Source organism: Kitasatospora sp. NPDC004615 (assembly GCF_042873545.1).
GTDB lineage: Bacteria > Actinomycetota > Actinomycetes > Streptomycetales > Streptomycetaceae > Kitasatospora.
Window position 1 is genome coordinate 67,685 of the sequence record NZ_JBIALQ010000008.1, and the last position, 22,749, is coordinate 90,433.

At 73.1% G+C, this 22,749-nt stretch carries 19 protein-coding genes; 3 read left to right on the top strand and 16 right to left on the bottom strand.

The genetic code is table 11. The annotated features are described in order from the left end of the window. Positions 1-280 precede the first annotated feature (280 nt). On the bottom strand, positions 281-724 hold the full coding sequence (locus ACFYS8_RS26460) for a MerR family transcriptional regulator (RefSeq protein ID WP_387645188.1): 444 nt from the start codon (positions 722-724) through the stop codon (positions 281-283). 78 nt (positions 725-802) lie between these two features. On the opposite strand from ACFYS8_RS26460, the gene ACFYS8_RS26465 reads away from it, so the two are divergent. Then, complete coding sequence (locus ACFYS8_RS26465; RefSeq protein WP_387645191.1) at positions 803-2,236, top strand: MFS transporter; 1,434 nt, start codon at positions 803-805, stop codon at positions 2,234-2,236. On the opposite strand, the gene ACFYS8_RS26470 is transcribed toward ACFYS8_RS26465, so the two are convergent. Further along, positions 2,194-2,616, bottom strand: coding sequence for a Fur family transcriptional regulator (locus tag ACFYS8_RS26470; protein WP_387645194.1), 423 nt, complete (start codon positions 2,614-2,616; stop codon positions 2,194-2,196). The genes ACFYS8_RS26465 and ACFYS8_RS26470 overlap by 43 nt on opposite strands. 191 nt (positions 2,617-2,807) lie before the next feature. On the opposite strand from ACFYS8_RS26470, the gene katG reads away from it, so the two are divergent. Further along, positions 2,808-5,030 (top strand): catalase/peroxidase HPI, encoded by a 2,223-nt coding sequence (katG, locus tag ACFYS8_RS26475; RefSeq protein WP_387645197.1) that lies wholly within the window; start codon positions 2,808-2,810, stop codon positions 5,028-5,030. Positions 5,031-5,091: 61 nt separating this feature from the next. Here katG and ddaH read toward each other — a convergent pair whose 3' ends face one another. From ddaH to ACFYS8_RS26545, 14 genes are all read right to left on the bottom strand, one after another. After that, the gene (gene ddaH, locus ACFYS8_RS26480) at positions 5,092-5,904 is read right to left on the bottom strand and encodes a dimethylargininase (RefSeq protein ID WP_387645200.1); all 813 of its coding nucleotides are present in this window, start codon (positions 5,902-5,904) and stop codon (positions 5,092-5,094) included. 72 nt (positions 5,905-5,976) lie between these two features. Next, positions 5,977-7,329, bottom strand: a complete 1,353-nt coding sequence (locus tag ACFYS8_RS26485; protein WP_387645203.1) for an FAD-binding oxidoreductase — start codon at positions 7,327-7,329, stop codon at positions 5,977-5,979. Further along, positions 7,326-7,664 (bottom strand): hypothetical protein, encoded by a 339-nt coding sequence (locus ACFYS8_RS26490; RefSeq protein WP_387645205.1) that lies wholly within the window; start codon positions 7,662-7,664, stop codon positions 7,326-7,328. Before ACFYS8_RS26490 ends, ACFYS8_RS26485 begins: the two co-directional genes overlap by 4 nt. Then, complete coding sequence (locus ACFYS8_RS26495; protein ID WP_387645207.1) at positions 7,661-8,014, bottom strand: cupin domain-containing protein; 354 nt, start codon at positions 8,012-8,014, stop codon at positions 7,661-7,663. Before ACFYS8_RS26495 ends, ACFYS8_RS26490 begins: the two co-directional genes overlap by 4 nt. A gap of 41 nt (positions 8,015-8,055) precedes the next feature. After that, positions 8,056-8,736 (bottom strand): response regulator transcription factor, encoded by a 681-nt coding sequence (locus ACFYS8_RS26500; RefSeq protein ID WP_387645210.1) that lies wholly within the window; start codon positions 8,734-8,736, stop codon positions 8,056-8,058. Between the two features lie 121 nt (positions 8,737-8,857). Continuing rightward, positions 8,858-10,585 carry a tryptophan 2-C-methyltransferase gene (gene tsrT / locus ACFYS8_RS26505; RefSeq protein WP_387645212.1) on the bottom strand — a complete coding sequence of 576 codons (1,728 nt, stop codon included), beginning with the start codon at positions 10,583-10,585 and terminating at the stop codon, positions 8,858-8,860. Positions 10,586-10,621: 36 nt separating this feature from the next. Beyond that, positions 10,622-11,791 (bottom strand): acyl-CoA dehydrogenase family protein, encoded by a 1,170-nt coding sequence (locus tag ACFYS8_RS26510; RefSeq protein ID WP_387645215.1) that lies wholly within the window; start codon positions 11,789-11,791, stop codon positions 10,622-10,624. A gap of 27 nt (positions 11,792-11,818) precedes the next feature. Then, positions 11,819-13,024 (bottom strand): acyl-CoA dehydrogenase family protein, encoded by a 1,206-nt coding sequence (locus ACFYS8_RS26515; protein ID WP_387645218.1) that lies wholly within the window; start codon positions 13,022-13,024, stop codon positions 11,819-11,821. Continuing rightward, a complete protein-coding gene (locus ACFYS8_RS26520; RefSeq protein ID WP_387645221.1) occupies positions 13,021-14,349 on the bottom strand; it encodes an ATP-grasp domain-containing protein in 1,329 nt (442 codons plus the stop codon). The genes ACFYS8_RS26515 and ACFYS8_RS26520 overlap by 4 nt, the downstream gene beginning before the upstream one ends. Further along, positions 14,346-15,635, bottom strand: a complete 1,290-nt coding sequence (locus ACFYS8_RS26525; RefSeq protein WP_387645224.1) for an ATP-grasp domain-containing protein — start codon at positions 15,633-15,635, stop codon at positions 14,346-14,348. The genes ACFYS8_RS26520 and ACFYS8_RS26525 overlap by 4 nt, the downstream gene beginning before the upstream one ends. Further along, positions 15,632-16,900, bottom strand: a complete 1,269-nt coding sequence (locus tag ACFYS8_RS26530) for an MFS transporter (RefSeq protein ID WP_387645226.1) — start codon at positions 16,898-16,900, stop codon at positions 15,632-15,634. The genes ACFYS8_RS26525 and ACFYS8_RS26530 overlap by 4 nt, the downstream gene beginning before the upstream one ends. Continuing rightward, positions 16,897-17,955, bottom strand: a complete 1,059-nt coding sequence (locus ACFYS8_RS26535; protein ID WP_387645228.1) for an NAD(P)/FAD-dependent oxidoreductase — start codon at positions 17,953-17,955, stop codon at positions 16,897-16,899. Before ACFYS8_RS26535 ends, ACFYS8_RS26530 begins: the two co-directional genes overlap by 4 nt. Continuing rightward, positions 17,952-19,511, bottom strand: a complete 1,560-nt coding sequence (locus ACFYS8_RS26540) for a class I tRNA ligase family protein (protein ID WP_387645230.1) — start codon at positions 19,509-19,511, stop codon at positions 17,952-17,954. The genes ACFYS8_RS26535 and ACFYS8_RS26540 overlap by 4 nt, the downstream gene beginning before the upstream one ends. Then, entirely contained in the window at positions 19,511-20,794 is a 1,284-nt protein-coding gene (locus ACFYS8_RS26545; protein WP_387645233.1) for a lysine N(6)-hydroxylase/L-ornithine N(5)-oxygenase family protein, read from the bottom strand. Before ACFYS8_RS26545 ends, ACFYS8_RS26540 begins: the two co-directional genes overlap by 1 nt. A 238-nt stretch (positions 20,795-21,032) precedes the next feature. Between ACFYS8_RS26545 and ACFYS8_RS26550 the strand changes: the two genes are divergently transcribed. Continuing rightward, positions 21,033-22,598: an alpha-amylase family glycosyl hydrolase gene (locus ACFYS8_RS26550; protein ID WP_387645236.1), complete on the top strand. Its 1,566-nt coding sequence runs from the start codon at positions 21,033-21,035 to the stop codon at positions 22,596-22,598. The last annotated feature ends 151 nt before the right edge of the window (positions 22,599-22,749 follow it).

Consider the following 22,749-nt stretch of genomic DNA (forward strand, 5'->3'; position numbering starts at 1 on the left):
CTGTACGTGAATCGCGCGGGTCAGTGGTGGACGACCTGGTCGTCCGGCGGGGGCGTGACGGGGGTTTCCGTCCTCGTCGGTCATCGAGACGACGATCGCCTTGCGCCCGTCCACCTGCCGGGCGCCGGACACGGCGAGGTCCTTGCCGAGGCTGCCGTCGGTATTCATGCCGACGTGCTAGGCGGTGAACATGCTCAGCGGGCCACCGGAGTGCCCAGGGACGTCGGCCGTGACGGTGGTGCTACCCCGCCCGGCCGCGGAGTTGGCCGGAATGTGGTCTTCACGCGGACGGTTCGCCGGGGGCCCAGAGGCCGGTGGCGTGGCCGGTGGTGAGGCGGGATCGGTAGGTGTCGACCTTGTGGTCGATGCGGGTGAGGTGGGACTGGAGTTCGGTCAACTGGGCGGCGACTTCGGTGCGGTGGGCTTCGAGGAGGGCGAGGCGGTCGGGTTCGTTGCCGGGGCCTGCGGTGACGAGTTCGGCGTAGCGGCGGATGGTGCGGATCGGCATGCCGGTGGCGCGCAGGCGGGTGCAGAGGTCGATCCATTCGAGGTCGCGGCGGTGGTAGCGGCGGCGGCCGCCGGGGGTGCGGTCGATGGCGGTGACGACCAGGCCGGCGCGTTCGTAGTAGCGCAGGGTGTGGACGCTGACGCCGGTCCGCGCGGCGGCCTCGGCGATGGTCAACCCCTGGGCGGGGAGCGCGGGTTGGGGCTTGATTTCGAGCACGCTCGAAATCGTAGCGTCGGGTCCGAGGACCGGACGGGGCGTCAATTGCCGCGCCGGACAAGGGTGGAGGGGTGTCAGGTGTCCGAACTCGGCGACCGGCGGAAGCGGTTGGTGCTCGCGGTGTGCTGCGTGAGCATGGTGATGGTGGTGCTGGACATCACCGTGGTGAACGTCGCATTGCCGTCCGTCCGAAGGGAGTTGGGGGCGTCGGTGGCGGCGCTGCAGTGGACGGTGGACGCGTACACGCTGGTGCTGGCGGCGTTTCTGCTGCCGGCGGGGGCGGCGGCGGACCGGTGGGGGCGGCGGCGGGTGTTCATGGTGGGGCTGGCGCTGTTCGGGCTGGGGTCGGCGCTGTGTGTGCTGGCGCCGGGGGCGGGGGCGCTGGTGGGGGCGCGGGCGGTGCAGGCGGCGGGCGGGACGATGCTGAACCCGGTGGCGATGGCGATCGTGGCGACGACCTTTCCGGGGCGGGAGGAGCGGGCCCGGGCGGTCGGGGTGTTCGGGTCGGTGTCGGGGCTGTCGCTGGCGCTGGGGCCGGTGCTGGGCGGGGCGCTGGTGGACGCGCTGGGCTGGCGGGCGGTGTTCTGGGTGAACCTGCCGGTGGTGGCGGCGGGCCTGGCGGGGGCGGCGCGCTGGGTGCCGGAGTCCCGGGCGGCGCGGGTGCGGCGGTTCGATCCGGTGGGCCAGCTGCTGGTGGTGGTGCTGCTGGGCGGGGTGGTGTTCGGACTGATCGGGGCGGGCCGGGACGGCTGGTCGGCGCCGGTGGTGTGGGGGCCGCTGGCGGTGGCGGCGGCGGCGGTGCCGGCGCTGGGGTGGTGGGAGCGGCGGCGGGCGGATCCGCTGCTGGAGGTGGGCCTGCTGCGCAGCGTCCCGGTGGTGTCGGCGCTGGTGATGGCGTTCGCGGCGCTGTGCGCGTTCGGGGCGTTCCTGTTCGCGGCGACGCTCTACCTGCAGGGGGTGCGCGGGATGTCGGCGCTGCGGGCGGGGTTGTGCGTGGCACCGGTGGGGGTGCTGATCGTGCTGCTGTCGCCGTGGACGGGCCGGGTGGTGGGGCGGCGGGGGACGCGGCTGCCGCTGCTGGTGTCGGGGGTGGCGCTGGCCTCGGCGGGCGGCCTGTTGCTGCTGGTGGGCCCGGGGACGCCGGTGCCGGCGCTGTTGGCGGTGTTCGCGCTGGTGGGGGTGTTCCAGGGGACGGTGAATCCGCCGGTCACCACGACGGCGGTGGCGGGGCTGCCGGTGTCGATGGCGGCGCTGGCATCGGCGTTGGCTTCGGCGGCCCGGCAGACGGGTTCGGCGGTGGGGGTGGCGGTGGCGGGCACGGTGCTGGCCGGTGGGGTGTCGGCGGGCGGTGCGGCGTTCACCTCGGCGGCGCGCGGGGTGTGGTGGCTGCTGGTGGCGGCGGGTGTGGTGATCGCGGTGCTCGGCGCGGCGGGGTCGGGCCGCCGGTCGGGTGGGCCCGGGGGTGGGCGTCAGGCGGCGGCGCGGGCGCAGTCGGCGCAGAGTCCGCGGTAGGTGACCTCGGCGGCGGTGATGGTGAAGCCGAAGCGTTCGGCGGCGGGAAGGGAGGCCAGCGGGTCGCCGGTGGGGTGGACGTCGCGGATGGTGCCGCAGACGAAGCAGACCAGGTGCTGGTGCGGCCGGTGCGCGTTGGGGTCGTAGCGCTTGGCCCGGCCGTCGGTGGCGACTTCGAGGATCTCACCGAGGGTGACGAGTTCGCCGAGGGTGTTGTACACGGTGGCGCGGGAGATCTCGGGGAGGCGTTCGGCGGCGCGCGCGTGGACCTCGTCCGCCGTCAGATGGACGTGGTCACCGTCGAGGACTTCGGCCACCACCCGGCGCTGGGAGGTCAGCCGCCAGCCGCGGTCACGCAGACGTTCCAGCAGGTCACTCATGTGTTCATCCATTCAGCTCAACAGACGCCCGAACTGTACAGGGGGCGCGGCAGCGCACCGGATTCGAGCGGGAACCACCACCCGATTGAGGGAGTTCTTGACTTAGACTGTGTCTATCTTAGGATCGACTCCGGCGAACAGCCAAGGTGCCCGTCAGAAGAGTGCGATCTGCCCGACCCGGAGGGACTCCCATGCCCGAGAACGACGACGCCATCGTCACCGACCCCAAGTCCGAGGGTGCGGGCGGCTGCCCGGTCGCGCACGGCCGCGCGCCCCATCCCACCCAGGGCGGCGGCAACCAGCAGTGGTGGCCGAACCGGCTGAACCTGAAGATCCTCGCGAAGAACCCGGCGGTGGCGAACCCGCTGGGCGCGGACTTCGACTACGCCGAGGCGTTCAACAGCCTCGACCTGCCCGCCGTGAAGCGGGACATCGAGCAGGCGCTCACCACCTCGCAGGACTGGTGGCCGGCCGACTTCGGTCACTACGGCCCGCTGATCATCCGGATGGCCTGGCACAGCGCCGGCACCTACCGGATCTCCGACGGCCGCGGCGGCGCGGGCGCCGGCCAGCAGCGCTTCGCCCCGCTGAACTCGTGGCCGGACAACGCCAACCTGGACAAGGCCCGCCGGGTGCTGTGGCCGGTGAAGAAGAAGTACGGCAAGAGCCTGTCCTGGGCCGACCTGCTGATCCTGTCGGGCAACGTGGCACTGGAGTCGATGGGCTTCGACACCTTCGGCTTCGGCGGCGGCCGGCCGGACGTCTGGGAGGCCGACGAGGACGTCTACTGGGGCCCCGAGACCACCTGGCTGGGCGACGAGCGCTACACCGGCGATCGTGACCTGGAGGACCCGCTGGGCGCCGTCCAGATGGGCCTGATCTACGTCAACCCCGAGGGCCCCAACGGCAACCCGGACCCGATCGCGGCAGCCCGCGACATCCGCGAGACCTTCCGCCGGATGGCGATGGACGACGAGGAGACCGTCGCGCTGATCGCCGGCGGCCACACCTTCGGCAAGACCCACGGCGCCGGCCCGGCGGAGAACGTCGGCGAGGCCCCCGAGGGCGCGGGCCTGGAGGAGATGGGCCTGGGCTGGAAGAGCGGCTACGGCACCGGCAAGGCCGGTGACGCGATCACCTCCGGCCTGGAGGTCACCTGGACCAACACGCCGACCACCTGGGACAACTCCTTCTTCGAGATCCTGTTCGGCTACGAGTGGGAGCTGACCAAGTCCCCGGCCGGCGCGCACCAGTGGAAGCCGAAGGACGGCGCCGGCGACGGCACCGTGCCGGACGCGTTCGACCCGGCGAAGAAGCACGCCCCGCAGATGCTCACCACCGACCTGTCGCTGCGCTTCGACCCGATCTACGAGCCGATCTCCCGCCGCTTCCGGGACGACCCGGCGGCGTTCGCGGACGCCTTCGCCCGCGCCTGGTTCAAGCTGACGCACCGCGACATGGGCCCGGTCGTCCGCTACCTCGGCCCCGAGGTGCCCAGCGAGGAGCTGATCTGGCAGGACCCGCTGCCGCAGGCGCAGGGCGAGCCGATCGACGCGGCGGACATCGCCGTGCTGAAGGAGCGGGTGCTGGCCTCCGGGCTGACCACCGCCCAGCTGATCTCCACCGCCTGGGCCTCGGCGTCCTCGTTCCGCGGCAGCGACAAGCGCGGTGGCGCGAACGGCGCCCGGGTGCGCCTGGAGCCGCAGCGCGGCTGGGACGTCAACGACCCGGAGCAGCTGGCGCAGGTGCTGCGCGCGCTGGACGGCATCCGGTCCGCGTTCAACGCGCAGGGCGGCCACCAGGTCTCGCTGGCCGACCTGATCGTGCTGGCGGGCTCCGCCGCGGTCGAGCGGGCCGCGCAGGCCGGTGGCGTGGACGTCCAGGTCGCCTTCCGCCCGGGCCGGGTGGACGCCACCCAGGAGACCACCGACGTGGAGTCGTTCTCGGCGCTGGAGCCGAAGGCCGACGGCTTCCGCAACTACCTCGGCAAGGCCACCCGGCTGCCCGCCGAGTACCTGCTGGTGGACCGGGCGAACCTGCTGAACCTGTCCGCCCCGGAGATGACCGTGCTGGTCGGCGGCCTGCGGGTGCTGGGCGCCAACCACGGCGGCTCGCAGCACGGCGTGTTCACCGACCGTCCGGGCACCCTGAGCAACGACTTCTTCGTCAACCTGCTCGACATGGACACCACCTGGGCGCCGGTCGCCTCCGACAACACGGTGTACGAGGGCCGGGACGCCTCCGGTGCGGTCAAGTGGACCGGCACCCGGGCCGACCTGGTGTTCGGCTCCAACTCGGAGCTGCGCGCGGTGGCCGAGGTGTACGCCTCGGACGACGCCGCGCGGAAGTTCGTCGAGGACTTCGCCGCCGCGTGGACGAAGGTGATGGAGCTGGACCGCTACGACCTGGTGTGACACTGAGTTGACCGAAGGCCCGGTTCCGTTCGCGCGGAGCCGGGCCTTCGGGCGTCCGGGGTCAGTGGCGGAGTTCGAGGGTGCAGCACTTGACGGCGCCGCCGGCCCGGAGCAGTTCGGTGAGGTCGATGCCGATCGGGGTGAAGCCGCGGGCGCGCAGCTGCCCGGCGAGGCCGGTGGCGGCCTCGGGGAGGACGACGTTCGCGCCGTCCGAGACGGCGTTGAGGCCGAACACCCGGGCGTCCTCGGCGCCGGCCAGGATCGCGTCCGGGTAGAGGCGTTCCAGGACGGCCCGGGAGGCGGCGTCGAAGGCCGGCGGGTAGTACATGATCTCGTCGTCGTCGAGGACGGCGAGCGCGGTGTCCAGGTGGTAGTAGCGCGGGTCGACCAGCCGCAGGGTGACCACCTCGCGGCCGAGGAAGGCCGCGGCCTCGGCGTGTGCGGCGGGTTCGGTGCGGAAGCCGGTGCCGGCCAGGATGCGCCCGCCGGCCACCAGCAGGTCGCCCTCGCCCTCGTTGACCTGCTCGGCGTCCCGGACCTGCCAGCCGCCGCGCTCGCGGAACCAGTCGGCGTACGCCGGGCCCTCGGCGGTGCGCTCCGGGTACCGGAAGCGGGCGCCGAGCACCTTGCCGTCGACCGTGGTGGCGCCGTTGGCGGCGAACACCATGTCCGGCAGGCCGGCCAGGGGTTCGATCAACTCGACGGTGTGGCCGAGGCGTTGGAAGAGCGCGTACAGCTCGTCCCACTGGGCGAGGGCGGCGCCGGTGTCGGTGGGCTTGGCCGGGTCCATCCACGGGTTGATGGAGTAGTCGACGGTGAAGTGGGCGGGCCGGCACATCAGGTAGTGGCGCGGGCGGGCGGTTCGCGGCGACACGGTGGTGTCTCCTTCCGGGCGGAACGCGACGGCTGACGGTGAGTCAGTGGCGCGCGATCTGGTGGGGGAGGGTCAGCTGCCGATGGACTGCGGGAAGGCGAACAGCCCGCTCGGGTCGTGACGGTGCTTGATGGCGACCAGCCGAGGGTAGTTCGCACCGTAGTAGGCGGTCCGCCAGCCTCGCAGGTCCGGATCGGTGAAGTTCAGGTAGGCACCGTCCGTCGTGTGCGCGGCGATCAGGTGATCGAATCCGGCCAGCCAGTCGAGCCGGCCGGCTGGGTCCTCGCCGGGCAGCCAGGAGGTGTCCAGGCTGACCAGGTACTGGGCGTCGCGGTGGACGAACGCGGTGGCCTGCGGGTCGACCCGGTTGATCGCGCCGCCCCAGCCGAACAGGGCGAGGCCGCAGCCGTCCGGGTTGCCGCTCGGCGGTGCGGCGGCGAGCAGGTCGAGCGCCGCCGCGACCGCCTCGGGCGGCAGCGGGTCGGTGGCGAAGTGGGTCCGGACGGCGAACGCCCCGCCGGCGGTCTCGTGCTGCAGGTACTCCATGGCGTCCCAGAAGTCCCGGTCGGCGATCTCGGCGCGCAGCGGCCGGCCGGCGGCGAGCGCCGGGGCGAGCAGGTCGCGCAGTTCGGCGGCCGGGCCGAGGTGCAGGCCGACGGTGGAGACCAGGGTGCGGCCGCCGGACGTCGCGACGCCGAGCCGCAGCGAGGTCTCCTCCGGGGCGGTGCGCATCACCCGCTGGACGGCCTCGAACACGGCGGGCGCGTGCGGGGCCTCCCAGAGCAGCAGGCAGGTGGACGCGGCCGGGGCCTCGACGGCCTGGAAGGTCAGGTCGAGGTTGATCCCGAAGTTGCCTCCGCCGCCGCCCCGGCAGGCCCAGTACAGGTCCTCGTTCTCCTGCGCGTCGCAGCTCAGCACGGCGGCGGACGCGGTGGCCAGGGTGGTGGCGCGCAGTGTGTCGGCGGTCAGCCCGAGCCGGCGCGAGGTGGCGGCGGATCCGCCGCCGAGGGCGAGTCCGGCGATGCCGACGCCCGCGCCGTTGCCGAGCGGCAGGGCCAGCCCGTGCGGCCGCAGCGCGGCGTACAGCGCGCCGGTGAGGACGCCCCCGCCGACGACGACCCGCCCGGTCGCGGGATCGACGTCGATCGCGTCCAGCGCCCGCAGGTCCACCACCAGGCCGGAGTTGACGGAGTGTCCGGCGTACGAGTGCCCGCCCCCGCGCGGGACGATCGGCACCCCGCTCTCCCCCGCCCATTCGACGGCCCGCAGCACGTCCGCAGGACTGGCCGCCCGCAGGACGGCGGCGGGCGCCCGGTCCGCCCACCGTTCGTTGAACGCCGCCGACGACTCCCGGAACGCGCCGTCCCCGGGGTGCAGCAGCGGCCCGGCGGTGTGCTTGTCCAGCAGCGCCCAGTCGGGGGTCACGGGGCGACCTCTTCGATGGTGGAGGTGCCGGTGGTGGGGTGGGGGCCGTAGCGTTCCCAGGTTTCGTGCAGGCGGATACGGCCGTCGGGGGTGAGCGAGGGGGTGTTGCGGGTGTGGCCGCAGACGACTTCGCCGTCGGTGAGGACGAAGGTGTAGCCCATGGCGAGGGTGCCGTCGGGCTGGCGGGTGCCGGCGGTCCAGCCGCGCCGGATCGCGCCGCCGGCGATCTCGCCCCAGACCAGGTCGCCCTGCTGGTGGTAGACGGCGACGGTGCGGTGGTCGCCGTCGGGGGCGTGGAAGCGGCGTCCTTCGTAGTCGAGGTGGCGGGTGTTCATGCCTGCCACCAGATCGCGTAGTAGGCGAAGTCGGTGTCGTGCGGGTTGGCGACGGCGTGGTCGGTGTCGGCGGGCAGCAGGACGAGGTCGCCGGCGGCGATGGGGTGGCTCGCGCCGTCGGGGGTGCGGACTTCGCCGCGGCCGCTGATGCAGATGAACAGTTCGCGTTCGGCGTGCTGGTGGGTGTCGGTGAGGTCGCCGGGGCGCAGGACGCACCAGGCGCCGTGGAAGGGGGTGGTGAGGCCGTCCCAGGGGTGGAGGAGTCGAAGGTCGAGGCCGTGGGCGCGTTCGAGCTGCCGGTGTTCCTGGCGGCGGATCACCAGGCCGGGCGGTGGGCCGGTTTCGGGCATGGCGGACTCCGTTCGGAAGGGGCGGACGGTGGAGTGGGGTGTCAGCGGACGGCGGCGACCGCGTGGCCGAGGCCGGCGTCGCGGGCGAGCACCAGTGCCTGCGCGCGGTCGGCGACGCCGAGTTTGCCGAGGATGCCGGAGATCCGGTTGCTGACGGTTTTGGAGGCGAGGGCGAGTTCCCGGGCGATGGCGGTGTTGGAGCGGCCGGCGGCGAGGTGTTCGAGTACTTCGCGTTCGCGGTGGCTGAGCTGCGGGAACGGGTAGCTGCGGGCGCGCTGGCCGGTGCCGATCAGGGTGCCGAGGCGGGCGGCGATGGTGCGGTCGAGGATGGCTTCGCCGGCGCCGACGGCGAGGATGCCGCGGACGATCTGGTCGGCGGTGGCGCGTTTGACCAGGTAGCCGCGGGCGCCGGCGTGGAAGGCGGCGGCGACGGCCTTGTCGTCGTCGAGGGTGCTGAAGACCAGGACGCCGGTCTCGGGGGTGAGTCGCAGGACCTGGCTGATCACCCGCACGCCGGCGCTCTCGTCCATCTGCGGGTCGAGGACGAGGACGTCGGGCCGGTGCCGGGAGGTGGCGGCGAGCACTTCGCCGGTGGTGCCGGCCTCGCCGACCACCGCCGCGCCCCCGGAGGCCTCGACCATGGAGCGGATGCCCTGCCGGACGGCGGGTTGCACGTCGGCGAGCAGCACGGTCGGTGGCACCGTACTCCCGTGCTGGTTCATCGTTCCCTCGCGGCGTGTGGGGGTGCGGCGGTGGTGCGGCGCTGCCGACCGTGATCACCGGCAGTGATGACTCCGCCACACCAGCATGGGCCGATCACTTCTCCGTCTCAAGTGCGCAATGTCATGCAGGAGTTGGCAGATGTGAGGGTTGAGAGGCCGCTTCCCGGGCTTTGCGCGTGATCTCCTCGCGGCCGCGCCAGTGCGACCAGAAGGCGCCGGTGTAGCCGAGGCCGCCGAGGCTGGTGAGGAAGGGGTTGTCGGCGTAGTTGTTGTCGTGCTCGCTCATGCCCTCGACGGTCGGCAGCATCACCCGGAAGTGGTCGGCGGGGTCGATCAGCGCCCACAGGTCGGTGACCGCGCTGTGCCAGCGCTCCGCCGGGTCGGCGGCGCGGGCCGGGTCGGACAGCAGGTCGGGCGAGAAGTAGCAGACCAGGCGGAAGTTGCCGTGCTCGTCGAACATGAACTGCCGTTCGTACTCGGCCGGGGAGGCGCACATCCGCAGCGGCTTGAGCACGATCGGGCCGTCGGCGGTATTGGACTGCAGGCCCGGGACGGTGCGCACGCCCGCGCACCGTTCGGCCAGGTCGATGCCCATCGGGGTGTAGGGGAACAGCCGCAGGCCGAGCGAGAAGCCGGTGACGGTGGCGTCCAGCGCCATGAAGGCGTCCACACAGGCGCGCACCGTCCCGGGGGTCTCGCCGGGCATGCCGAACAGCGCCTCGACCATGGTGAGGATGCCGCGTTCGTGGCAGAGCCGGACCAGCCGCTCGGTGTCGGCGAAGGTGTAGTAGGTGCCGCCCTTCTCGGTGACCTTCCAGCCGCTGAGCACCTCCGGCCGGATGTGGTCGCTGCCGACGTTGACGCCCCGGCAGCCGGCCGCGGCCAGCAGGTCGGCGAACTCCTCGTCGAACGGGCTGGGTTGGCAGTAGACCCAGAGCCGCAGGTCGTTCAGCGGGTTGCCGGGGTCGGCGTGCCGGCGGCGGACGATCTCCCGCAGCAGGTTCTTGGCGTGCGCGATCGACAGGTTGAACTCGCTGTCGGTGGTGTGCTGGTCGAGGATGCCCTGCGCGGCCAGCGACTCCATCTCGTCCACCACGGAGGCGAGTTCGCGCAGTCCGTAGCGGGTGCCCTTGGCGTCGGGTTCGACGCAGTGCGAACAGCGGTACGCGCAGCCATTCTTGGTCAGGATCGAGCCGAGTCCGCCGCGCCGGTAGTACTCCAGGTTGTCCACCCGGTGCGGCAAGCCGGAGCGCCGCCGGTACACCGAGAGCCGGTCGACCTGCCACACCCGGGGCTCGAACCGGCCGGTGGGGTCGGCCGGTTGGGGCTCGCCGTGGCGGACGGTCAGCACCGCGGGCGGGACCCGGACGGCGCCGCGTTCGGTGTTGCGGATCAGGCCGGCGATGCCGGAGGTGTCGCGGCCCTCGGCGACGGCTGCGGCGAGTTCGCAGAGGATCTTCTCGCCGGGGCCCTTCACCCCGTAGTCGATGCCGAAGTACTCGACCAGCGCGAACGGCATGGTGGAGAAGCCGATGCCGCCGCCGACGATCGGCGCGTCGCTGAGCCGGCGGATCTCGGTGATGATCTCCCGGTGCTCGCCGACGAACGGGCGCTGCTCGAAGGCGTACACGGTGTCGGTGTTGCGGACGGTCACGCCGACCAGCAGCGGGCTGCGTTCCGCGAAGTACTCGTGCAGGCAGGCCTTCCAGTCGTCGCGGCGGAAGGTCAGGTCGAGCACCTCGACCTCGAAGCCGGCGTCCTCCAGTGCGGTGGTGAGGACGTCGAGGGCGTACGGTGCGATCGGTGGGTGCACCTTGTTCGGGTTGACCAGCAGGACGGGTCTGCTCATCGGGTTCCCCTTCCCTGGGAGGTGGGTGGCGGCCGGTCAGACCAGGCCGAGGCTGATGCCGAACTCGGGTGTGCCGCCCAGCAGGTACGCTCCGGCGGACTGCAGGATGCGGTCCTGGGCGACCAGGTGCTGGGCCATCACGGTGGTGTCGCGCAGCCAGCGGTCCATCGGCGAGCTGCGGTTGATCGCCCAGGTCTGCAGCAGGTCGTAGGTGCGGGCCACGATGGTCCGGGAGTTGCGGAAGGCGTGCAGCCAGGACAGCGGGGAGGCGGCGCGCTCGACGGGCGTGAGGTCGTCCAGCGTCCCGCCGGCCGCGAGCACCTCCCACTGGCGGCGCATCGATCCGTACACGCCCTCCCGGGTGGCGTTGAACTCGGCTTCCAGGCGGGCGATTTCGGTCTGCACCCGCCAGCTGTCGGCCCAACTGCGGCCGGCCATCCGGTCGTAGCGGGACGTGGCGATCTCCCGGGCGTGGTCGAGCGCGGCGCGGGCCACGCCGAGCGGGACGCCGCACATGGCGCGGGTGAAGGAGTCCGGCTGGGCGAGCGGGCCGGGGCGGCCCTGCGGGGCGGCGAAGGTGTAGGTGTGCTCCTCGGGGACGAACACGTCGGTCATCGTGTAGTCGCAACTTCCGCTGCCGCACAGGCCGGTGGTGTCCCAGTTGTCGATCACCTCGACCTGTTCGCGGCGCACCAGGAACTGCCGGGAGTCGTGCCGGTGCTTGCTGCCGGGCGCGGACCAGGGCTCGCCGTCCTGGAACAGGAACGCGCCGGAGGTCACCCAGTCGGCGTGCTTGATGCCGGAGCCGAACGACCAGCGGCCGCTGAGCCGGAAGCCGCCGGGAACGCGCTCGGCCCGGCCAGCGGGCTGGAGCAGGCCGGCCACCACCAGATCCAGGCGCGGGAAGACCTCCTTGGCGACCCGCTGGTCCAGGAAGTTCGCGTAGATGCCGGTGTTGGCGCCGATCACGGCGCACCAGGCGGCGGAGGCGTCGCCGTACGCCAGGGCCTCCACCACCTCGGTCTGTTCCATCGAGGTGAGTCCGGGGCCGCCCCACTCGGGGCCGAAGCACATGCCGAACACGCCGGTGGTGCGCAGCAGTTCGACCACCTCGGCGGGCAGCGTGCGGTTGGCCTCGATCTCCGGGGACTTCTCCCGCAGCGTCGGCGCCAGCTCCCGGGCGCGGCGCAGGATCTCCGATGTCATCGCGTCACTTCTCCTTCCAGCAGGGGGTCAGCGGTCCAGCCCGAGGCTGATCCGGAACATCGGGGGCCGGCCGAGCAGGTAGGCGCCGACCGACTCCAGTACGGCGTCCTGGGCGGTGAGGTTCTGGCACATCACGGCGGTGTCGCGCAGCCAGCGGTCCATCGGCGAGGAGCGGTTGATCGACCAGGTCTGGAGCAGGTCGTAGAGCCGGGTGACGACGGCCCGGGAGGCCCGGAAGGCGTGCAGCCAGGCGAGCGGGGAGGCGGCGCGCTCGGTCGGGGTGAGGTCGTCCAGGGTGCCGCCGGCCGCGAGCACCTCCCACTGGCGGCGCACCGCCCCGTACACGCCCTCCCGGGCGGCGTTGAACTCCGCTTCGCAGCGGGCGAGTTCGGTCTGCACCCGCCAGCTCTCCGCCCAACTGCGGCCGGCCATCCGGTCGTAGCGGTCGGTGGCGACCTCGCGGGCGTGGTCGAGGGCGGCCCGGGCCACGCCGAGCGGGACGCCGCACAGGGCGCGCATGAAGGAGTCCGGCTGGGCGAGCGGGCTGGGGGTGCCGCGGACCTCCCAGAAGGTGAAGGTGTGCTCGTCGGGGACGAACACGTCGGTCATCGTGTAGTCGCAACTGCCCGTCCCGCACAGGCCGGTGGTGTCCCAGTTGTCGACCACCTCGACCTCGGAGCGGGGCACCAGGAACTGCCGGGAGTCGTGGGCGTGCGGGCTGCCGGGCTCGGCCCAGGGCTCGCCGTCCTGGAACAGGAAGGCCCCGGAGGTCACCCAGTCGCTGTGCCTGATGCCGGAGCCGAACGACCAGCGGCCGCTGAGCCGGAAGCCGCCCGGCACCCGCTCGGCCCGGCCGGCGGGGGCGAGCACCCCGGCGGTGATCAGGTCCAGGCTCGGGTACACGTCCTTGACCACCGACTGGTGGAGGAAGTTGGCGAGCAGCCCGCTGTTGGCGCCGATCACGCCGCACCAGGCGGCGGAGGCGTCGCCGTACGCCAGGGCCTCGACGACCGCCAGCTGTTCGGCCGAGGTGAGTTCGGGGCCGCCCCACTCGCGGGCGAAGCACATCCGGAACACGCCGGTGCCGCGCAGCAGTTCGACCACCTCGGCGGGCAGCGTGCGGTTGGCCTCGATCTGCGGGGACTTCTCCCGCAGCACGGGGGCGATCTCCTTCGCCCGGCGCAGCACCTCGGCGGCGTCCTGGGGCGGGGCGTCCCAGCGCGCGGCGCTCACCGGTCCACGTCCAGCAGTCCGGCGGGCATCGTGAACGGGGCCTGCGGGTCGGCGGGTTCGACGTCGGAGGTGACCGTGCCGACCAGCGCGGCGGCGGCGTCCAGGCGCTGTTCGCACCCGGTGACGCTGTCGGCCTCGCAGATGACGAAGGAGTGCCGGGCCAGGTAGCCGCCGGGGGGCAGCCGCAGCACGGTGCCGGGCGGGGCCATCGGGGCGGCGTGCAGCAGGCCGGGCGCGTCGCCGGGTTGCGGGAGGGTCAACTCGTCGAGCCGGCAGTCCTGTTCGGGGCAGCCGAAGCGGATCCCGGCGACCGCGGCCCGGGTCGGGGCGATCTCCGGTCGGCGGCCGACGGCTACGTCGAACAGCACCTCGCCGGGCTCCAGTCCGGTGGCGATCCGGCCGAGCAGCGGGATCAGGTCGCCGCCGAGCCGGCCGTTCACCTCGACGATCAGCGGGCCGCGCGGGGTGAGTCGCAGCTCGGTGTGGGTGATGCCGTCCTCGACGCCGAGCGCCCGGTGCGCGTCGGCGAGCACGGCCAGCAGCCGCGGGTCGGCGAGCAGCGGGTCGGCGGCGTCGACGATGTGGCCGACCTCCTCGAAGTACGGCTCGTCGCTGCTGTACTTGCGGGCCAGGAACAGCGGCAGGTACTCGCCCTTGTGCACGGCGCCGTCGACGCTGATCTCCGGGCCGCCCGCGTACTCCTCGACGATCACGCCGGCCCGGTACGGCCCGGGGTCGACCTCGCTGGCGGACAGCGCGGTCGCGAACGCCCCGTCCAGCTCGCCTTCGTCTGCGGCGAACACCACGCCGATGCTGGCGCCCATGGCGCGCGGCTTGAGGACGACCGGGTAGCCGATCCGTCCGGCGGCGGCGCGGGCCTCGGCGAGGTCGGCGGTGAGCGCGAAGCCGGGCTGGCGCAGGCCGGCGGCGGTGAGCACGACGCGGGTGCGCTCCTTGTCGCGCACGCCGCGCACGCCGCGCTCGGACAGGCCGGGGACGCCGAGTTCGGCGGCCAGCAGGCCGGCGTCCAGCACCAGCGGCTCGTCCCAGCAGAGCAGGCCGACGATGTGCTTGCGGGCGGCGATCTCCCGGACGGTGGCGTTCAGGGTGGCGGTGTCGAAGACGTCGGCGACCACGATCTCGTCGAAGTGGTCGCGCTGCCAGGTCGGCCGCAGGTTGTTGACCAGCAGCAGTTCCAGCCCGGCGGCGCGGGCGCGGCGGCTGATCGGGCCGACCAGGTACTCGCGGTACTCCTTCAGTCCGCTGCCGATCACCAGCAGCGTGTCGGTAGCGGGCACGGGCTCTCCGTCGTGACTGTCCGTCATGTGTGGTCCTCCGTCCTTGCGTTGGGGTCGATCTCGAACCGGACCAGGGCGGCGGCCGCGTCGGCGAGCCGGCGGGCCTCGGCGGGGGTGTCGGCGAGGGTGGTGACGATGCCGACCCGGTCCCAGGAGCTGCGCAGTCCGGCGGCTCGGTGGCCGGGGGCGATGCCGACCACCGCGAGTTGCACGCCTATCGCGGCGGCGGCCGCGTCCAGGCCGTGCACGGCGGTGACGGTGCCGGGCCGGTCGGGGGCCAGGAAGCGGGCGGCGGTGGCCCGTTCGGCCCGGTCGGGCAGCGGGCCGAGGGGCGCGCCGCTCATCAGGGCGAAGTAGGCGCGGGTGAGCTCGACGGGGTAGGCGGCCTCGATCAGGTCGGGGATCGAGTCGCCGGGCAGCCGCCCGGCGCACTCCACCAGCACCGGCACGCCGTCCGCCACGATCCACTCGCAGTGCAGCACCCCGTCGCCGAAGCCGATCGCGGCGGCCAGCCGTTCGGTCTCGGCGACCAGTGACTTCCGCTGCCGGTCGTCGAGCTCGGCGGGGACGGTGTGCCCGGCCTCGATCGGGCAGGGGCCGGGGTAGAGCACCTTGCCGGTGGTGTTGGCGAACGCCGGGCGGCCGTCGGACACCAGCATCTCGACGCTGAACTCCGGTCCGTCGACGTACTCTTCGGCGAGCATCACGGACGCGATCGGCCGGTCCGGGACGAAGGCGCCCTCGTCCTGCGCCTGCCCGAACGCCCAGGCCTCCTCGGCCTCGTCGGGCGTGCGGAGCACCCGGGTGCCGACCGAGGCCTGCCGGCCCGCGGGCTTGAGCACCGCCGGTCCGGGGTGCCGGGCCATGAAGTCGGCCAGTCCGGCGGCGTCGGCGACCGGCTCGGAGGCCGGGTTGGCGATCCCGGCGGCGGCCGCGACGGTGCGCAACTGGTGCTTGTCGCGGAGCAGTTGCGCGGCTCCGAGGCTCGCGCCCGGCAGTCCGTAGCGCTCGGCCAGGCGGGCCGCGAACGGCACCGCGTACTCCACGGCGGGGATCACCGCGACCGGGTCGAGATCGGGGTGGGCGGCGAAGAAGGCGTCCGCCCGGCCCGGCAGGTGGTACTCCCATTCGATCAATTCGCGGGCGTAGCCGATGTGTTGGACGGCCTCGGCGAGGTTGCGCTTGCGGGCGACGTCCGGTTCCTCGACGTAGACCACCGAGTCGGCGGCCTGGAAGGCGGTGATGGCGGGCACCGCGAAGGCGACGTAGCCGACGATCAGCACCGGGCGCGGGCCGGCTGCCTTGCTGTTCATACGGTCTCTCCCACGGGGTCCGGGTCGGTGGTCCGCTCGGCGGCCCGATGCTGGGCCCGGTGCTTGATGCCGGTCACCGCGAGCACTCCGGCCAGGCCGTTGACCAGGGCCATCAGCACCCAGAACCCGGCGTGCAGGTGCGTCCAGGCCCACACGCCGAACAGCGGTCCGACCGCCGAGGCGAGCCCGGCCGCGGCCTGCATGGTGGCCAGGTAGCGGGCCTTCGAGGCGTCGGGGAAGGTCGCCGGGTGGGCGAACATGCTGGGCCCGGCGATCATCAGGCCGCTGACCGCGAGCACCGCGCCGAACAGCACGAACGCCCCGGAGTGCACGGCCAGGCCGTACGCGGCGAGCCCGATCGAGTTGACCAGGTGGCCGACGCCGACCGCCAGGTGGGTCGGGATCCGGGTGATGTAGGCGGTGATCTTCAACTCGCAGGTGATCAGCACCAGCGAGGAGGCGGTGAGCACCGCGCTGTAGAGCCAGGTCGGGTAGCCGTCGTGGACGATCTCCAGCGGCAGCGAGATGGAGGACTGTACGTAGGCGACCGTCCCCAGCACCACCGCGGCCAGGTACGCCAGGTACGCCCGGTCCCGCAGCATCGCCGCGTACGCCGCCCGGCCGGTGGAGCGCCGCTCGGCGGTCTCCTGCGGGGCGGCCTCCGGCACCGCGTGCCGGGGCAGCAGCCGGTAGGCGAGCGCCGCGTAGAGCAGGGTGGTGAAGCCGTCCACCCAGAACAGCAGGTCCCAGTCGAGCAGGATCACCCCGGCGGCGATCAGCGGGGCGAGCGCCGCTCCGGTGTTCAGCGCGATGCGCATCATGGAGAACGCCATCACGTGGTAGCGCTCCGGCATCAGGTCGCTGAGCAGCACCGAGGCGGCTGGCCGGTACGCCTGGGCGGACAGGCCGGCCAGCGCGATCGCCACCAGCAGCGCCGGGACCAGTCCGGGCCGGGCCAGCAGCGGCAGCACGGCGACCAGCGGCGCGGAGACGGCCATCGCCGCGACGATGGTGGTGCGGGCCCCGAGCCGCTGGGTGATCTCCCCGCCGAGGACGGTCCCGAACACCGTGCCCAGGCTGTACGCGCCGAGCGCGAAGCCCGCGGTGCCGTCGGACATTCCCTTGTGCGTCAGGTAGAGCACCAGGAAGGTCTGGACGAACGCGCCGAGCTGGTTGACCAGGACGCCGCCGAGCAGGTACCGGACGGTGGTCGGGGTGGCCCTGAGCGTGTCGAGGACGCCGATCGGTGGCTTGTCGTCGGTCATGCCGCCTCCTTCACTGCCGTGGCGATGCGTTCCGCGACCAGCGGAGCGGTGGAGAACCCGCTGCCGCCGCAGGCGGTGCGGGTCCACAGGCCCGGGGAGACCCGGGTGAGCTGCGGGCCGCCGGTGGCGGCGTCCGCGGTGTAGTGGCAGACCCGGACGCCGGCCACCAGGTAGCGGTCCAGGTCGGGCAGGATGCCCTCCTCGGCGAGCCGGTCCAGGTAGGGCCGCTGGTCCTCGCCGGCGCTGTCGGTGTCCGCGACGGGGCGGCACACCGAGTCGGAGCTGAGTTTGAGCAGGGTTCCGGCGCCGGGCGGCAGCACCCAGCCGCGGCCCTCACGGCCGAGGCCGCCCGCGGCGGGCGCGTCGTCCCAGCGGTCGCCGCCGGCGGGCCGGCCGAGGTAGACCATGGTCTGCCGGTGCAGCACGACCCGGGTGGCCGTCAACTTCCGGGTCCACGGCCCGCCGGCCAGCAGCGCCAGGTCGCCGCGGACCACTTCGCCGCTGTCCAGCACGATCCGTCCGGAGCCGGTGAACACCGAGCGGACGGTGGTGTGCGGGCGCAGCACCACCCCCGGCCGGGCGGCCAGCCAGCGGGCGGCGGCATGCAGCACCCGGTCGGCGAGCAGCACGCCGCCGGTGCGCTCGCGCAGTGCCACGGTGCCGGGCGGCAGTCCGAGCGGCGGGAGTTCGTGCTCGGCCGGCAGGTCGACGGGGACGCCGGCCTTGTCGGCCTCGGCGAGCAGCTCGTCGAGGCGGCCTTCGGGGTGGGCGGTGAGCGTGCCGACCCGGCGGTACAGCGGGGTGCCGAACAGCGCCTCCAGGTCTTCCCAGTGGCGGTGCGCGGCGAGCCGGCGGGCGGTGCCGTCGGGGTCGCCGGGCAGCAGGGTGCGGATGGCGCGGTGCTGGTCGTGCGAGGTGGCGTCCGGGTTGGGCAGCGGGCCGCGCTCCAGCACGGTGACCCGGTGCCCGGCCCGGCCGCACGCGACGGCGGCGAGCAGGCCGGTGACGCCCGCGCCGACCACCACCACGTGCGCGGCGGCGCTGTCGATGCTCACCGTCCGCCGCCGTGCGGCCGGGGCCGGACGCGGGTCGCCAGCCTGGGCAGCGGGCGGGGCAGGACGGTGGTGGCGGTCGGCTCGGCGGGGACGGCGCTGTCCGGCAGCCCTTCGGCGGCGAGGTCGACCAGCAGCGGGGCGGCGCAGCGCAGGAACAGGTCGAGTTCGTGCCAGAAGTCGCCGGCGTCCTGGTCGGTGACCTCCCAGCGGTCGAGCCGTCCGAGCTGTTCGGTGAGGGTGAAAGCGGCGGCGCTGAGGCTGAAGCGGCGCGGGCGCAGCGCGGCGGCGAAGCGTTCGGCGATCAGCGCGGCGGCGTGCCTGGAGCGGGCGCTGACGGGCAGCGGGCCGCGGTCGAGGTACGCCTCGGCCTTGGCGGCGACCCGGTTCCACGGTTCGACCAGGCGCTGTCCGCAGACCCGGTCCATGGCGGCGCGGGTGAAGTTGGTGCGCTGGAAGTCGGGTCCGGTGGCGGCCAGGTAGTAGCGGGCCAGGTCGCGCGGCACTTCGGCGGTCAGCTGCCGTCCGGTGACCACGTGGCCGCGGCTGGTGGAGAACTTGTCGCTGTCGAGTTCGTAGAACTCGTTGGTGACGAAGTGCGCGGGCAGGGCGAGTCCGCCGAGGGCCAGCAGCATGGCGGTGCCGGCCAGCGCGAACGCGAAGCTGGCGTCGGAGCCGAAGAAGTACACCACTTCGGGTCCGGCCTCGGCGGCCCAGTGCCGTTCCTCGTCGCCGGGGACTTCGCCGCGGGCCTCGGCGGCCAGCGCGATGGCGTGCAGGCTCCAGGCGACCGTCTCGGTGTCGGAGTACAGGACCTGGCCGGGGGTCTCCGGGAACGGGGCGGGGATGCCCCAGTCGATCGGCAGGGTGATCGGGTAGTCGGGCAGCCGGCGGGCCATCAACTCCTCGACGAGTTGGGCGAGTCGGGGCCGCATGGTGGGGGCGAGCCGGGCGAAGTAGGAGGCCAGGGCGGCCCGGTGCTCCTCCAGCGGCAGCACCAGGACGTCCTTCTCCCGTAGTTCGACCGGGAGTTCGGGGTGCCGGGTGGAGCGCGGGTCGAGCAGTTCGCCGGAGGCGATCCAGTGGCCGCAGTTCTCGCACAGCCCGGCGCAGCCCTCGGCCAGGCAGACCGGGCAGCCGCCGCGCACGTACGCGTCGGTGAGGTACTCGCCGGTCTCCGGCAGGTACGGGAACCTCACCTTGCGGAGCCTCAAGTGGCCTTCGCCGTGCAGCCGTTCGAAGAAGGTGCGGACGGTCTTCAGGTACCGCTCGTCGAACCGGACGAAGCCGTCGGGGACGATGCCGGCGGCGGCGAGGGTGGCCTCGACCTGCTCGGCGGCGCGCAGCCGCAGCTCCTCGGGCTGTTCGCCGAGCCGGCGGGCGGTGGTGACGATGTAGTTCTGGGTGAAGTGCACGCCGGTGCCGAACAGGGCGTCCCGGCCGGTGGCGCGGGCGTAGCGGGCGCACACGTCGGCGGAGAGGAACGGCCCGGCGAGGTGGCCCAGGTGCAGGTCCCCGTTGGCGGTGGGGCCGGGGGCGATCACCAGCAGCGCGGCCATCAGCGCGCCGCCGCGGCGGAGTCGAGGCCGTGGCGGGCCAGCAGGTCGCCGGTGATGTCACGGGCCCGGTGGGCGAGCACGCTGATCAGCGAGTCGGCGATGCCGTGGGTGGCCTCGTTGACGCCCTGGAGGTACAGCGCGGCCTCGGTGCCGGCGCCCAGGTCGACCCGGTAGTCGCGGCTGACGGACACCTCGGGCAGCCCGGCCTTCTCGGTCAACTCCCGCACCAGGGCGGGCATCCGGCCGTCGTAGCCGGTGCCGAGCAGCACCAGGTCGCAGCGGTGCTCGGCGACCTTCCCGGTGCGCCGGTCGCGCAGGTCGAGCACCACCTCGCCGTCCTCCTCGCGGGCGGCGACCACCTCGGTCATCGACCGGACCTCGGCGCGGCCGGTGCCGATCATCCTCTCCCGGTACAGCATCATGTACAGCTCGTCCAGGAACGGCGGGGCGAGGCCCGCATAGTTGGTCAGCCGCATCTCGTCGAGCACCTGGGCGCGCATCTCGGCCGGGGCGTCGTAGAACTCGTCCACGAAGGACGGGTAGAACAGCTCGTTGACGAACTTGCTGGTCTGGTAGTTCTGCAGGCCGATCGAGCGGACCAGCATGGTGACGGTGGAGTTCGGCAGGTTCTCGTACAGCGCCATGAACATCTCGGCGGCGGACTGCGCCCCGCCGATCACCACGGCGCGCAGCGGCGCGTCCTTGTCGACGGCGTTGATCCGGCTGCGGAACCGGGCGCTGTGGATGACCCGTTCGGCGGGCAGGTCGGCGAAGACCGGCGGGATGTGCATGTCTCGGCCGGCGCCGACCACCAGGTCGCGGCAGCGGATGGTGTCGCCGTCGGCGAGGGTGACCTGCCAGCCGATCAGCTTTCCGTCCGCGTCGTAGCGCGGCTCGGTGGCGGTGGCCCTGGCGTCGTAGCGGATCCGCACCTTCTCCAGCGAACGGGCCACCCACTGGAGGTAGTCGGAGAACTCCCAGCGGTGCGGGTGGAAGGTACCCAGGTTGATGAACTGGTCCAACCGGTCGTGCTGGTGCAGGAAGTTGAGGAACGAGAACCGGCTGCGCGGGTCGCGCAGCGTCACCAGGTCCTTGAGGAAGGAAACCTGGCTGCGGGCCCACGGCATCAGCAGGTCGCGCTGCCACTTGATGTCCGGGGCCTGCTCCAACAGCAGGGTGCCTTCGGCCAGTTCGGCCGAACCGCTCTCCTCGATCGCGGCCGCGAGGGCCAGATTCGCCGGGCCGGCGCCGATCGCCAGTACGCCCACTTCCAGGTCAGCCATGCTCTCCCCTACGTGAACTCGGTGCTCTCCAGGGCCGGTTGTCACGCCGAGAAACCTAGGGAGCCCGCATTCCCGCCAGGTAGGGCCGCGTTCCCGCCCGCAGGGGAATTTCCGGAACGGCCCCGCCGGCCCGGCACACGGAGGCCGGGCACCGCCGTCCACCGTTTTCCCGGCCCCACGCCGGGCATGGCAGAGGAGAACGGCAGCACTGTGGCGGTCGGGACGGAAGGGGACGGGTGTGGGGACGGACTGGGTGCGCGGTGCGGTGCTGTACCAGATCTATCCGCAGAGTTTCGCGGACGGGAACGGCGACGGGATCGGGGACTTCGCGGGGCTGACGGAGCGGCTGGAGTACCTGCAGTGGCTCGGCGTGGACACGGTGTGGCTGAACCCGTGCTTCGCCTCACCGTTCGGGGACGCCGGGTACGACGTCGCGGACTTCCTGACCACCGCGCCGCGGTACGGCGCGCCGGAGGATCTGGCGAAGTTCACGGACGCGGCCCGCCGAGCGGGGATCCGGGTGCTGCTGGACCTGGTGGCGGGCCACACCTCGGACCAGCACCCGTGGTTCGCGCGGTCGGCCGGCGACCCGGCCGACCACCGGTACATCTGGGCGGACCGTCCCGCGCCCGGGTTCGTGGCCTCGCCCGGGAGCCGGCCGGGCTGGTACAAGCCGAACTTCTTCGACTTCCAGCCCGCCCTCAACTTCGGCTACGCGCAACGGGATTCGACGGAGCCTTGGCGGCAGCCGGTGGACGCGGAGGGCCCGCGGGCGAACCGGGCGGCGCTGCGGGAGATCATGTCGCACTGGTTCGGCCTGGGCGTGTCGGGCTTCCGGGTGGACATGGCGTCCTCGCTGGTGAAGGACGACCCCGGGTTCGTCGAGACCGGCAGGCTGTGGCGGGAGACCCGGGCCTGGATGGACGCCCACCACCCCGACCAGGTGATCCTCGCCGAGTGGGGCGAACCGGCGCGTTCGGTGCCCATGGGCTTCCACGGCGACTTCTTCCTCCAGTTCGGCGGCCCGGACGACGGAGCCGCGCTGCGTTCGCTGTGGGACAACGGCGCGGGCACCGTGCACGAGCACTGGCCGCGGCAGGACTGCTACTTCGACGCCGAGGGCCAGGGCTCGATGCAGCCGTTCGTCGCCGAGTGGGAACGCACCGCGCAGGCCATGGACGGCCGGGGCTTCGCCTCGCTGCCGACCGCGAACCACGACTACTCGCGACTGGCCTGCGGCCCGCGCACCCGCGAGCAGTTGGCGGCGGCGTTCACCTTCCAGCTGACCTGGCCGACCGTCCCGGCGATCTACTACGGCGACGAGATCGGCATGCGCTTCGTGCCGGGCCTGCCGGACACCGAGGGCAGCGTGCTCGGCCCGCACTACAACCGGGCCGGCTGCCGCACCCCCATGCAGTGGGACGCGACGCCGGACGCCGGGTTCTCCACCGCGCCCGCCGAGCGCTTCTACCTGCCGCTGGACCCGGCGCCGGGCCGTCCGGACGTGGCGTCCCAGCGCGCCGACCAGGCCTCGCTGCTGCACCAGGTACGGCAGTTGATCGCGCTGCGCCGCGCGCACCCGGGCCTCGGGCCGGACGGGTCGGTCGAACTGCTGCACACCGGCTACCCGTTGGCGTACCTGCGCGACGGCCGCTACCTGGTGGTGGTCAATCCGCGCCGCACGCCCGCGCACCTGCCGGTGGAGCGGGAGCTGCCGGGGCGGTTGCTGTTCGGGCGGGGGGTGTCGCTGACGCACTCGGTGCTGCACGCGGACGGGTTCTCGTACGGCGTGTTCGGGCTCTGATCCAACTAGCGCTCGCCGCAGAGCAGTTCGGCCGCCGCCGTGCGCAGGTAGAGCACGGTGCGGCCGGTGCGGTGGCGGGCGGCGAGGCCGGCGTCGTGCAGGGCGTGCAGGTGAATTCCTGGAACCGCTCCGCTGCTGCGGACACGGAAGG

Bases quoted from the DNA above. Each gene is read 5' to 3' on its own strand.
- ACFYS8_RS26530 (WP_387645226.1), bottom strand. From the start codon at position 16,900: ATGACCGACGACAAGCCACCGATCGGCGTCCTCGACACGCTCAGGGCC.
- ACFYS8_RS26495 (WP_387645207.1), bottom strand. From the start codon at position 8,014: ATGCCCGAAACCGGCCCACCGCCCGGCCTGGTGATCCGCCGCCAGGAA.
- ACFYS8_RS26510 (WP_387645215.1), bottom strand. From the start codon at position 11,791: ATGACATCGGAGATCCTGCGCCGCGCCCGGGAGCTGGCGCCGACGCTG.
- ACFYS8_RS26520 (WP_387645221.1), bottom strand. From the start codon at position 14,349: ATGACGGACAGTCACGACGGAGAGCCCGTGCCCGCTACCGACACGCTG.
- ACFYS8_RS26470 (WP_387645194.1), bottom strand. From the start codon at position 2,616: ATGAGTGACCTGCTGGAACGTCTGCGTGACCGCGGCTGGCGGCTGACC.
- ACFYS8_RS26490 (WP_387645205.1), bottom strand. From the start codon at position 7,664: ATGAACACCCGCCACCTCGACTACGAAGGACGCCGCTTCCACGCCCCC.
- katG (WP_387645197.1), top strand. From the start codon at position 2,808: ATGCCCGAGAACGACGACGCCATCGTCACCGACCCCAAGTCCGAGGGT.
- ACFYS8_RS26525 (WP_387645224.1), bottom strand. From the start codon at position 15,635: ATGAACAGCAAGGCAGCCGGCCCGCGCCCGGTGCTGATCGTCGGCTAC.
- ACFYS8_RS26545 (WP_387645233.1), bottom strand. From the start codon at position 20,794: ATGGCTGACCTGGAAGTGGGCGTACTGGCGATCGGCGCCGGCCCGGCG.
- ACFYS8_RS26500 (WP_387645210.1), bottom strand. From the start codon at position 8,736: ATGAACCAGCACGGGAGTACGGTGCCACCGACCGTGCTGCTCGCCGAC.
- tsrT (WP_387645212.1), bottom strand. From the start codon at position 10,585: ATGAGCAGACCCGTCCTGCTGGTCAACCCGAACAAGGTGCACCCACCG.
- ACFYS8_RS26540 (WP_387645230.1), bottom strand. From the start codon at position 19,511: ATGGCCGCGCTGCTGGTGATCGCCCCCGGCCCCACCGCCAACGGGGAC.